The sequence below is a fragment of the Vibrio sp. SCSIO 43133 genome, from assembly GCF_023716845.1.
In the GTDB taxonomy this organism is placed as follows: Bacteria; Pseudomonadota; Gammaproteobacteria; order Enterobacterales; family Vibrionaceae; genus Vibrio; species Vibrio mediterranei.
In genome coordinates, this window is the sequence record NZ_CP068024.1 from 1,306,977 (window position 1) to 1,318,405 (window position 11,429).

At 45.1% G+C, this 11,429-nt stretch carries 10 protein-coding genes and 1 other annotated feature; of the genes, 3 read left to right on the forward strand and 7 right to left on the reverse strand.

Going from position 1 to position 11,429, the window contains the following annotated elements; genetic code table 11:
- Positions 1 to 108: 108 nt before the first annotated feature.
- The 7 genes from JKJ11_RS06295 to JKJ11_RS06325 all read right to left on the reverse strand — a co-directional run bounded on the left by JKJ11_RS06295 (position 109) and on the right by JKJ11_RS06325 (position 8,358).
- Complete coding sequence (locus tag JKJ11_RS06295) at positions 109 to 1,344, reverse strand: dicarboxylate/amino acid:cation symporter (protein WP_124941237.1); 1,236 nt, start codon at positions 1,342 to 1,344, stop codon at positions 109 to 111.
- 351 nt (positions 1,345 to 1,695) lie between these two features.
- The gene (gene trpA, locus JKJ11_RS06300; RefSeq protein ID WP_252038912.1) at positions 1,696 to 2,514 is read right to left on the reverse strand and encodes a tryptophan synthase subunit alpha; all 819 of its coding nucleotides are present in this window, start codon (positions 2,512 to 2,514) and stop codon (positions 1,696 to 1,698) included.
- Positions 2,514 to 3,704 carry a tryptophan synthase subunit beta gene (trpB, locus tag JKJ11_RS06305; protein WP_006073854.1) on the reverse strand — a complete coding sequence of 397 codons (1,191 nt, stop codon included), beginning with the start codon at positions 3,702 to 3,704 and terminating at the stop codon, positions 2,514 to 2,516. Before trpB ends, trpA begins: the two co-directional genes overlap by 1 nt.
- A gap of 46 nt (positions 3,705 to 3,750) precedes the next feature.
- Positions 3,751 to 5,115, reverse strand: coding sequence for a bifunctional indole-3-glycerol-phosphate synthase TrpC/phosphoribosylanthranilate isomerase TrpF (gene trpCF, locus JKJ11_RS06310; protein WP_252038913.1), 1,365 nt, complete (start codon positions 5,113 to 5,115; stop codon positions 3,751 to 3,753).
- A gap of 28 nt (positions 5,116 to 5,143) precedes the next feature.
- Complete coding sequence (gene trpD, locus JKJ11_RS06315) at positions 5,144 to 6,142, reverse strand: anthranilate phosphoribosyltransferase (protein ID WP_252038914.1); 999 nt, start codon at positions 6,140 to 6,142, stop codon at positions 5,144 to 5,146.
- Positions 6,143 to 6,181: 39 nt separating this feature from the next.
- Positions 6,182 to 6,787: an aminodeoxychorismate/anthranilate synthase component II gene (locus JKJ11_RS06320; protein WP_252038915.1), complete on the reverse strand. Its 606-nt coding sequence runs from the start codon at positions 6,785 to 6,787 to the stop codon at positions 6,182 to 6,184.
- Positions 6,788 to 6,792: 5 nt separating this feature from the next.
- Positions 6,793 to 8,358: an anthranilate synthase component 1 gene (locus tag JKJ11_RS06325; protein WP_252038916.1), complete on the reverse strand. Its 1,566-nt coding sequence runs from the start codon at positions 8,356 to 8,358 to the stop codon at positions 6,793 to 6,795.
- A 126-nt stretch (positions 8,359 to 8,484) separates the two neighbouring features.
- Positions 8,485 to 8,587 (reverse strand) — a sequence feature (Trp leader region).
- A gap of 135 nt (positions 8,588 to 8,722) precedes the next feature.
- Here JKJ11_RS06325 and rnm point away from each other — a divergent pair.
- From rnm to rluB, 3 genes are all read left to right on the forward strand, one after another.
- Positions 8,723 to 9,616, forward strand: a complete 894-nt coding sequence (rnm, locus tag JKJ11_RS06330) for an RNase RNM (protein ID WP_252038917.1) — start codon at positions 8,723 to 8,725, stop codon at positions 9,614 to 9,616.
- Positions 9,617 to 9,687: 71 nt separating this feature from the next.
- Complete coding sequence (locus tag JKJ11_RS06335) at positions 9,688 to 10,308, forward strand: L-threonylcarbamoyladenylate synthase (RefSeq protein ID WP_062460921.1); 621 nt, start codon at positions 9,688 to 9,690, stop codon at positions 10,306 to 10,308.
- A gap of 139 nt (positions 10,309 to 10,447) precedes the next feature.
- Positions 10,448 to 11,380 (forward strand): 23S rRNA pseudouridine(2605) synthase RluB, encoded by a 933-nt coding sequence (gene rluB, locus JKJ11_RS06340; protein ID WP_006073868.1) that lies wholly within the window; start codon positions 10,448 to 10,450, stop codon positions 11,378 to 11,380.
- Positions 11,381 to 11,429: the final 49 nt, after the last annotated feature.

Below are 11,429 nucleotides of genomic sequence, written 5' to 3' on the forward strand. Positions count from 1 at the left end.
TTGTAACCATAAATAACCTAGTAGAAAAACACATATTAAAACAGTTTTATATAAAAAAGGGTTGTCACTATAAAGTGACAACCCTTGAAATCTGTTTAATGACTAAAGTTACGCTTGTTGTTTTTGTAACTCAGCCTCTTGTGTTTCTTCTTCAACCAGAGCATCAACGATGACCGCACAAGCTGCATCACCAGTGATGTTTAGAGCAGTACGAATCATGTCGAAGATACGGTCTAGAGCGAATAACAGAGGTAGGCCTTCAATAGGAATGCCTGCCGCCAGTAGTACCGCTACGACAAGGAATGACGGACCAGGAACACCGGCTTGACCAACCGCACCCAATGTCGATGTCACGATGATAGCAATGTATGCGCCCATTGAAAGATCGATATTGAATAACTGTGCAAAGAAGATAGCTACCAAACCATAGTAAATTGCGTTACCAGACATATTGATGGTCGCACCAAGTGGCAGTACGAACGATGCTGTCGAGTTCTTAACACCTAACTCTTTTTCTACTGTGTCCATAGTCACAGGCAGTGTCGCCATTGAAGAAGCCGTCGAAAGCGCAACTGCTTGAGGCTTTTTCATGGCACTAATGAACTTCTTCGCTGAGGTCTTTGTAAACACTTGAATCATTAGAGGGTATACAACAAAGCCGAAGATAAGAATGGCTGCGATGTAGACGACGAACAGCTTGAACACAACCATTAGCGCACCAAAACCGAAGGTGCCAACGGCTTCTGCCATTAGGCCGAATACGCCGATAGGAGCGATGATCATCACTTTGTTGATCATCCACACCATAACATCAACAATTGCGTTCACGCCATTAAGAAGAGGGTTGCGACGGGTTTCTTCTAGTTTAGAAAGGCCGATACCAAAGAATAGGCAGAACACCAAGATCTGTAGGATGTTTGCTTCATTTAAGGACTGAAAAACGTTGGTCGGGATCATACCTGTAATGGTTGCCCAGAAAGAAGGTAGGTCGCCCTTAGAAGCGTATTCAGCAGAGAACATGCCCTCGATGCCTGCTGTATCGATATTAATACCTGGTTGGAACACTTCACCCATAACAAGCGCTAACGCCACTGCTAGAGCTGAAGTTAAACCAAAATAAGCTAGTGTGGTGACACCAACTTTACCTGCGTTACTACTGTTGCCAAGACCAGCAGCACCTGAAATCAGAGCTACAGCAACCAAAGGAATGACTAACATCTTAATTAAATTAATAAAGATAGTACCCAATGGGGCAAACATAGACGCAGATTCACCCATTACGGCCCCGATTAGGGTACCTAGGATCATTGCAATCACGACTTGGACGCCAATATTGTTTAGCATCAACTTTTCTTTTAACACTTCCTTAACTCCTGTGCTAATAAATTATAAAATCCTAGCATAGTCTTCCAGATGAACGGCAAATGTTAGACTAATGTTCGTTGGAGTTTTTACACTTTATTAGCACTGTTAGCAATAGATAGAAATCAATTAGAGGTGATTTAGATAAGAATATTAGAAGGAATGCTGTTCTATTGACCGATAGCAAACGTTTGCTTTGAATTTGGTTAATAATTACTTACGGATTGAAAGATATTGATAATAGTTGTGAAGGTTGAGATGTAAAAAAAAAGTTGCGCAACTGGCGCAACTTTTTTGTTATGAAAGGGCAAAATGAACTGTCTAAAAAAACGCCTATTTTTGTGTCGCTGCTTTCATCGCTTTAACAAATTCAGAAAGTTTGTTTAGCATTTTTTCGGGCTCTGCCAAGTTGTTTTCGATGATTTTAACGACCGCAGAGCCAGAGATAGCTCCTGCAGCACCAGCAGCCAATGCTTCAGAGATTTGCTTCGGCTCAGAAATACCAAAACCAAGTAATGATGGCGGAGCATCATGTTTAGTGAGTTTATCTAGCTGAGTATTCATAGGCATATTAGCTTTAGTTTCAGTACCAGTTACCCCAGCTCTCGAAAGCAGGTAGGTATAGCCGCCGCCTAGTTTTGCCACTTGCTGAATGGTTTCTTCACTCGCTGTTGGTGGCGCAATAAAGATAGGGTGAATACCGTGCTTATGAGCCGCTTCAACAAACTCTTTGCTTTCGTTAGTTGGAACGTCAGCGATTAGTACTGAGTCGACGCCCACTTCCGCGCATTTCTTATAGAAAGTGTCAACGCCACCTGAATAGACGAGGTTTGCGTACATGAGCAATCCAATTGGAAGCTCTGGGTATTTTGAGCGTATTTTTGCCAGTAGCTCAAAACATATAGTCGGTGTGGTTTTTGAGTCCAAGGCACGAATGTTTGCGCCTTGAATAGTAGGACCGTCAGCTTGAGGGTCTGAAAACGGCATGCCAAGCTCTAGCGCATCAGCGCCAGACTCAACTAAGGTTTCGATGATTTTCAGAGACAGCTCTGGATTCGGATCTCCCATTGTCACGAAAGGAACGAAAGCGCCTTGATTCTTCTCGCCTAGGCGTTGAAACATTTCTTTGTAGCGATCTTGATTCAGGCTCATTACATAACTCCTTTTTCTTTTAAGATATCGTGAACGGTGAATATATCTTTGTCTCCGCGCCCTGATAGGTTAACAACGAGAAGTTGTTCCTTCTCTGGGTTTTCGCGTGCCATCTTTAACGCGTAAGCCAGTGCGTGTGAAGACTCAAGAGCTGGGATAATACCTTCTCCGCGCGCTAGCTCTTGGAATGATTCGAGCGCTTCGTCGTCAGAAATAGACTCGTATTCTGCTCGACCAATACTATTTAGATAAGCGTGCTGTGGTCCAACGGATGGGAAATCGAGACCTGCAGATACGGAGTAAGACTCTTCTATTTGGCCATGTGGATCTTGCATAAGTGGTGCTTTCATGCCGAAGAAGATACCAGTAGTACCATGCTTTAATGGCGCGCCGTGTTGGTCTGTATCAATCCCTAGTCCAGCAGGCTCTACACCGATTAAGCGAACGCTCTCTTCTTCAATAAAGTCTGCAAACATGCCAATGGCATTTGAGCCTCCGCCGACACAGGCAATAACAGCGTCAGGAAGAACCCCTTCACGTGCTAGGATTTGATTTTTGGTCTCTTCACCAATCATACGTTGGAATTCACGTACAATGGTTGGGAACGGGTGAGGGCCTGCCGCTGTACCTAGTAAGTAGTGCGCATCTTCGTAGCTGGCTGACCAGTCACGTAGAGCTTCATTACAGGCATCTTTTAGTGTTGCTGAACCAGAATGAACAGGAATTACCTCAGCACCCATCAGACGCATGCGGAAAACGTTAGGGCTTTGACGTTCTACGTCTTTTGCACCCATATATACTCGGCACTTTAGTCCAAGCAACGCACAAGCAAGTGCTGTTGCAACCCCATGCTGACCAGCGCCTGTTTCGGCAATAATTTCGTTTTTACCCATACGTTTGGCAAGCAAAGCTTGGCCAAGTACTTGGTTGGTTTTGTGAGCTCCACCGTGAAGTAAATCTTCACGTTTAAGGTAAAGCTTCGTCTTGGTGCCTTTGGTGAGGTTGCGAGTTAGTGTTAGCGCCGTTGGACGCCCTGCGTATTCTTGCAGTAGGGACATAAACTCTGAACGAAATTCAGGGTCATCCTGAGCGTCGATAAAGGCTTGCTCTAGTTGATCCAGTGCTGGGACAAGGATCTGTGGAACAAATTGTCCACCGTATTCGCCAAAATAGGCATCTAATTTAGACATGGTAAATTCCTTAAGTTGAAACTTGTTACTCGTACTAGAGCAAGTTTTAGTAATCTCGAATTAATGCGAAGGCTTGGTTGAGTTTTTCGGCATCTTTCTTACCCGGTGCGGACTCAACGCCCGAATTGAGATCTAAGCCGATACATCCAAGCTCACTAGCTTGCTTAACATTCTCAGGAGACAGTCCTCCAGCTAGCATAATGTCAGTGGTGTTATTTAATAATTGCCAATCAAAGCTCTTTCCGGTACCGCCTGATTGTTCACCCACCTTGGCATCTAATAAGTGGCGGTCAACATTGATGCTGTTTAGGTCTGGCAGCTCATCGGTGACACCGTGTGCTTTCCACACTTTTATATCTTCATTAAGAAGAGGTTTGAGTGTATCTACGTAGGCTTGGTCTTCGTTACCGTGCAGCTGTACCGCAGACAGTTTCAGTTGATTTGCTGTATCTGCGACAAACTCCGGGTTATGGTTTTGAAATACGCCAACAAACTCAAGTGGAGCGCCACTCATGACCATGCGAGCTGATTCTAAATCGACGTAGCGCGGAGACTTTTCTACGAAAATCAAACCACCTTTTACTGCGCCAGCCTGGTAAGCTTTTGCCGCATCGTCTGCTTGGGTCAGGCCACACACTTTGTTTTCTCCGAACAGCACTTTACGAACGGCAAGTTCTAAGTTGTCTTCTGCCATGAGCGAACTACCGATTAGGAAGCCATTAGCAAACGGACAAAGATCTCGAACTTGCTGGTGGTTATAAATACCAGATTCAGAGATGATGATGGTTCCTTCAGGAAGTTTTGGAGCAAGCTCCTTAGTGCGTTCAAGATTCACCGACAGGTCACGAAGGTTGCGGTTGTTGATACCGACAACTTTCGCCTTAAGCGCAATAGCTCGCTCTAGTTCTTCTTCGTTACTTACTTCGGTGAGAATACCAAGGTCGAGAGACTCTGCAACGGCTGCAAGCTCACGATATTCGTCATCATTGAGTACTGAAAGCATCAAAAGAATAGCGTCAGCATTGTAGTGGCGAGCAAGATAGACCTGATAAGTGTCAATCATAAAGTCTTTACACAGCACTGGCTGTTTAACCTGACGACGAACTTGGGGTAGGAAGTCAAAGTTACCTTGGAAATACTTCTCATCGGTCAAAACAGAGATCGCGCTTGCGTGGTTGTTGTATACCGAGGCTATGTAGTCCAAGTCGAAATCGTCGCGGATTAACCCTTTAGATGGGGACGCTTTTTTGCACTCAAGAATGAAGGCAGCTTTTCCTGTAGACAGCGCTCCATAAAAGCTGCGATCTGATGGCACTAGATCGGCCTTAAAGCTTTCTAGCGGTTGAGACTCTTTACGAGCCGCAACCCAGATTTTTTTGTCTTCGACGATTTTTGCTAATACCGTTTCCATTTTCTTTTCCTATGTTGTCGTCGATGGTTTATCCGCGCTCAGCGAGTTGCTGAACGAGCTGATACGCTTTACCTGAATTCATTGCGTCTATCGCTTGTTGAGCATTGGACTTAAGGTCGTCATGCCCAAACAGTTTCATCAATAATGCAACGTTGACAGCAACAGCGCCAAGTTGAGCGTCAGTCCCTTTTCCGGTCAGCATATTGGTGATGATTGCGCGGTTTTTTTCTGGCTCACCACCTTTGATAGCCTCAAGTGGATGAGCATCTAAGCCGAAATCTTCTGGTGTTAACGTGTACTCGGTAATTTTCCCGTCTTTGATTTCTGCTACTAGCGTTTCGCCATGAATTGCTACTTCGTCTAGACCGCTACCGTGTACTACAGCTGCACGTTTCATCCCCATTTGTAGCATGGTTTCTGCGATAGGACGAACCAGTTTCGCGTCATAAACGCCCATCAATTCGATGTTTGGTCTTGCTGGGTTAATCAGTGGACCCAAAATATTGAAGATAGTACGAGTTTTCATGGTTTGGCGAACGGGCATCGCATGACGAACACCACCGTGATATTGCGGTGCAAATAGGAAGGCAACACCAATATCATCAACGGCTTTGCGTGTGTCCTCGGCAGACATCGCTAGGTTGATACCAAAAGAGTCGAGCAGGTCAGAAGAACCAGATTTGCTCGACACACCGCGGTTACCATGCTTCGCTACTTTTAGACCACAAGCTGCGGCAACAAATGCCGCGGTTGTGGAAATGTTGATAGTGTTGGCTCCATCGCCGCCAGTACCCACGATATCTGCGAAGTCATAGTCAGGACGGGGGAAGGGATTAGCATTGGCTAATAGCGCTTTGGCTGCACCTGCGATCTCCTCTGGGGTTTCCCCTTTGATTTTCAGAGCGGTTAACGCGGCAGACATCAAAATAGGGTCAAGTTCCCCTTTAATGATAGTGTCAAACAACTGCTGGCTCTCTTGTTGAGACAGGTCTTGTTGGTCGTAAAGTTTGTTAATAATAGTTTCCATGATTACGATTCCTTGAATTTGGTTCAGTTGTTTGAATGATTAAAGCTGTTTCGTTGCCCACGCAATAGCGTTACTCAGCAGCGTTGCGCCATACGTCGTCATGATCGACTCTGGGTGATACTGAAAACCGCAGACTCGGTCTTGTTCATGCGCCACAGACATAACCAAACCATCGACTTCTGCAGTGATATTTAGGCTGTCAGGCACTGTTGTTGCGACCAAAGAGTGATAACGTGCGATAGCCATTGGTGAAGGCAGTCCTTGATAAATGCTGTGGTTATCATGAGCCATCATCGAGACTTTGCCGTGAATGATTTCTCCAGCACCAGCTACAACACCACCGTAAGCTTCTACAATCGCTTGGTGACCTAGACAAATACCGATCATGGGGACTTTGCCACGCAGCGTTTTGATGAGTTCTGGCATGCAGCCCGCATCTGCTGGTGCGCCTGGGCCAGGAGAAAGTACAACTACCGGATTGTCCAATTCAAGCACCGCGGTAGCTATGACGTCAGCGGCGATATGATTACGGTAGATTTTTACGTTGTGGCCTAAACTACGGAATTGGTCGACAAGGTTGTAGGTAAATGAGTCGAAGTTGTCGATAAACACAATGTTGGCTTTGCTGGAAATAGTAGTAGACATCGTGATTACCCCTTGTGTGCCGTTTTAATTGCAGAAATAACAGCTTGTGCTTTGCCTCGTGTTTCGTCTGCCTCAGACTGCGGGTCGGAATCAAATACAACACCTGCGCCGGCTTGAACCTGAGCAATACCATCCTCCACATAGGCGGAGCGGATTACGATACACGTATCAAGATCACCAGCACCATTCATGTAACCAACTGCTCCACCATAGCTACCACGTGTTTGTCCTTCAAATTGACGAATGAGCTGCATCGCACGAATCTTTGGTGCGCCTGTAAGTGTTCCCATGTTCATACATGCTTGGTAGCCATGAAGGGCATCGAGATCACCACGGAGCTGACCAACAACACGGGACACCAAATGCATGACGTGACTATAACGGTCTGTTTGAAGCAGATCGGCGACATGCCTAGTGCCGGGTTCTGCGATACGTGCAACATCGTTACGGGCTAAGTCGACCAACATCATGTGTTCAGCGTTCTCTTTCATGTCGCTACGCAGTTCGAGTTCAATGCGGCTGTCTAGATCTTTGTTGATGGAGCCATCGGCGTTTTTACCGCGACGTCGTGTGCCGGCAATAGGGTAGATTTCAATTTGATTGGAGTCAGAACCGTATTTGAGTGCACTTTCTGGTGATGCACCAAAGAGGGTGAATAACTCGTCCTGCATATAGAACATGTATGGACTTGGGTTGCTTTGCTTCAGCTCTTTGTATGCTGCAAGCGGAGAAGGGCATGGCAGAGTGAAACGGCGTGATGGAACGACTTGGAAAATGTCGCCACGAACGACGTACTCTTTTAAATCTCTTACTATCTGGCAGAAATCTTCATCAGAGATACTAACGCTCTCTTCGATACCTTCAACTTTCTTCGCCTCTGGAACAAGTTTTAGGTCATCGCATTGCTGACTGATTTGTAGAATCCTTCCTCGGATTCGAGCTAACTCATCTTCATCATGATTGAACAACGTTGTATGCAAGTCGCAGGATTCTTTTTGGTGGTCAACAACAAGTAGGCTCTCTGCAACGTAAAATACGAAGTCTGGACATTGGTTTGATTGTTTAGCATCACCTAGTGGTTCGAAGTTGGCAACGATGTCATAAGCGAAAAGCCCACCCATAAATAATGCATTTTTATCTTGGCCTGTCAGGTCGAAACTGTGTTGTACAAGACGAAGTGCATCAAAAGAAGAGGCTTCACGAAGTCTAGAATCTTCGTCAAGCGTATCATCAGGCATCTCAAACTGAACGACCAACTCACGTTTTTGTAGGGTAAATTCAATGCCTTCAGCAAGATTCTGAGCAATGATATTGAGCAAGTTAACGCCGTTTGTGGTTAAGGCTTCGTAGCGAACTTTGTGACCCTCACAAACAATTCTTACCGCTGAATCAACGATAAGCAGACTTTGGAGATCTTGTTTAGAGTCAATCTCAGCAGACTCAAGCAACAGGCTGTCTGTTTTGTTTTCACATAGCGTATGAAACAGTCGAGTCGGATCTTGGGTATAAGGTACTTGCAATGACAGTACTTCCAAACGACCTTGCTTTTTGATGGTAATGGCTTTGTTCACAAAACCTCCTCTAAATTCTTTGAATCTGCTTTTGCAACAATCTTGATACATACTCGCATAATTAAAACGTTTGCCCAACGTTGAATAGGTTCAATTTGTTGCTTAATTAATCAGTTAAATCGAAAAACAAAAAAGCCCACTCGTTTGAGTGGGCTTTAATCAAATTAGGTTTTGATTATGCACGCAAAAAAGCCCACTCGGATTGTGTCCAAGTGCGCCACCAACCTTGTAGAGAATTAACCATACGGTTTAAAGGTTTTTTGATTGTATGAATATCTAGTAACATACGTGCTTAACTCAAATAATGTATCTGCGTACTAGTTAACTAGTTCGTGGTGCGAAAGTCAACCGAAATTGTGAAAAAATGAAGATAGATTTACATAGCCATACCACAGCCTCAGATGGCCGACTATCGGTTGCCGAACTTTTAGACAGAGCAATTGGTTTTGATGTCAAGGTTCTTGCTATTACTGACCATGATACTTTGGATGCGATTCCCGAAGCGCTTGAACTTATTGAGCAACAGTCACTGCCGATTGAGTTGGTTAATGGCATTGAAATCTCGACCGTCTGGCAGAACAAAGACATTCATATTGTGGGGCTGGGTGTGTCACTTGATTCTCCTGAACTGTTAGCGCTTATTGAAGCTCAGCAAGCAAGACGTGTTGAGCGCTCCGAACTCATTGCACATAGGTTAGAAAAGGCTACTCGTGAAGGTGTTCTCGAAGAAGTAAAGCTTATCGCGGGAGATGCCCCAATCACTCGAGCACACTTTGCAAAGTGGTTGGTGGATAATGGCTATGCTAAAACCATGCAACAAGTGTTTAAGAAATATATGACGCGCAATAATACCGGTTATGTGCCGCCCAACTGGTGTTCAATGCAAGAAGCTGTTGCGGCGATTCATAGTGCGGGAGGAGTGGCAGTTCTCGCTCATCCAGGGCGCTACCAATTAACCGCAAAGTGGCTCAAGCGACTGATCGCTGCATTTTGTGAGGCTAACGGCGATGCCATGGAAGTAGCACAGCCACAACAAAGTCTTCAAGAAAGACGCAACCTTGCCGATTATGCGATACAATACAATCTATTAGCTTCACAAGGGTCGGATTTCCATTACCCGTCACCTTGGATGGAGTTAGGCAGGAATTTATGGCTTCCATCTGGAGTAGAACCAGTATGGGACCAATTATCATTAAAGACAGCAACCTCTCTGGACAACGCTACACTAGATAGTGGGGATGCTGCATGCAGTAGTTAAGAGATCGCTCTTGAAGTCGAACAACATGGAAGGTTGTACCGAGAGCATCCTAAAAGCTTGAAGGAATAACAATGAGTCAATTTTTTTACGTACACCCAGAAAACCCACAAGCACGCTTGATCAATCAGGCGGTTGCCATTGTTCGAAATGGTGGTGTGATTATTTATCCAACCGATTCTGGTTATGCATTGGGGTGTCAGCTTGAGAACAAACAGGCGCTAGAGCGTATCTGTCAAATTCGTCGTTTGGATGATAAACACAACTTCACATTATTATGTCGAGATTTGTCTGAGCTATCTCTCTATGCTCGAGTAGACAACACCGCTTTCCGTTTGTTGAAGAACAATACTCCTGGCCCTTATACTTTTATTTTTAAAGGGACTAAAGAAGTTCCTCGTCGTTTGATGAATCCTAAACGTAAGACAATAGGTATTCGTGTTCCTGACAACCAAATCGCTTTGGATCTGTTAGAAGCTTTAGGCGAGCCTTTAATGTCAACGTCATTGATTTTACCGGGCAACGAAGTAACAGAATCGGATCCAGAAGAGATTCGTGACCAACTGGAACATGCTGTTGACTGTATATTGAATGGTGGTTATTTGGGTGAACAACCAACCACAGTAATCGACTTCAGTGATGATGACGCGAAGGTCCTAAGAACCGGGGCTGGTGACCCAACGCCATTCCAATAATAGGTCAATGTTTTCTTACTAATAAAGGTAAGAAACTTGGTGCGTCTAACAGAATTCTTTGCAATAATGTGCGACCGCGATTTTTAAGGTCGCATTATCTGGTTTCGACGTCTGTGAAGACGACATTATAGGTAGGTAAATGAGCGAAAAATTACAAAAGGTGCTTGCTCGCGCAGGCCATGGTTCACGCCGTGAACTTGAAGCCCTAATTAAATCTGGGCGCGTGAGTGTTAATGGTCAGGTAGCAAGACTGGGTGAACGTCTAGAAGACGAAAATGCGGTTATCCGTATTGATGGTCATACTGTTTCCGCCAAAGCACAAGAAGAAGTGGTTTGTCGAGTGCTGGCCTATTATAAGCCGGAAGGTGAGTTGTGTACTCGTCACGATCCTGAGGGTCGTCGCACAGTATTTGATCGCCTACCTAAGATCCGTGGTTCGCGCTGGATTTCTGTTGGTCGTCTTGATGCCAACACATCAGGTCTACTTCTTTTCACTACTGATGGTGAGCTAGCAAACCGTCTAATGCACCCAAGCCGTCAAGTTGAACGTGAGTACTTGGTACGTGTATTTGGTGAAATTAACGAGAAGAAAGTTCGTAATGTGGTAAACGGCGTAGAACTTGAAGACGGTATGGCTCGTTTCGAAGATGTAGTTTATGCCGGTGGTGAAGGTATGAACCATACTTTCTACGTAGTTATCAACGAAGGTCGTAACCGTGAAGTTCGTCGCCTTTGGGAATCACAAGAAACGACAGTTAGCCGCTTGAAACGTGTTCGCTATGGTGACATCTATCTTGATAAGAAACTGCCACGTGGCGGATGGATGGAGCTGACACTCAAAGAGGTGAACTATCTTCGTGAGCTCGTTGAATTACGTCCTGAAAAAGAAACCATGCTAGACCTTAGCCAGAACACGTCACGTCAACGTGAACGTTCTCGTAGCCAGAAAATTCGTCGTGCGGTACGTCGTCATGAAGAACGTGCTAATGCACCTAAAGGTCGCAGCAACCAGCAGCGTCGTAACAAAAAGTCTGCTGGCGAGCAAAGCGCTCGTTCTAAGACTCGACGCTAAGCGTTCCAGTTAACAAAAAGCCAGCTCAAACAGCTGGCTTTTTTTCGTC

Coding starts and splice junctions, on each gene's coding strand:
- JKJ11_RS06320 (WP_252038915.1), bottom strand. CDS start 6,787: ATGTCTACTACTATTTCCAGCAAAGCCAACATTGTGTTTATCGACAAC.
- JKJ11_RS06295 (WP_124941237.1), bottom strand. CDS start 1,344: ATGCTAAACAATATTGGCGTCCAAGTCGTGATTGCAATGATCCTAGGT.
- rnm (WP_252038917.1), top strand. CDS start 8,723: ATGAAGATAGATTTACATAGCCATACCACAGCCTCAGATGGCCGACTA.
- rluB (WP_006073868.1), top strand. CDS start 10,448: ATGAGCGAAAAATTACAAAAGGTGCTTGCTCGCGCAGGCCATGGTTCA.
- trpA (WP_252038912.1), bottom strand. CDS start 2,514: ATGAGCCTGAATCAAGATCGCTACAAAGAAATGTTTCAACGCCTAGGC.
- JKJ11_RS06335 (WP_062460921.1), top strand. CDS start 9,688: ATGAGTCAATTTTTTTACGTACACCCAGAAAACCCACAAGCACGCTTG.
- trpD (WP_252038914.1), bottom strand. CDS start 6,142: ATGGAAACTATTATTAACAAACTTTACGACCAACAAGACCTGTCTCAA.
- trpCF (WP_252038913.1), bottom strand. CDS start 5,115: ATGGAAACGGTATTAGCAAAAATCGTCGAAGACAAAAAAATCTGGGTT.
- trpB (WP_006073854.1), bottom strand. CDS start 3,704: ATGTCTAAATTAGATGCCTATTTTGGCGAATACGGTGGACAATTTGTT.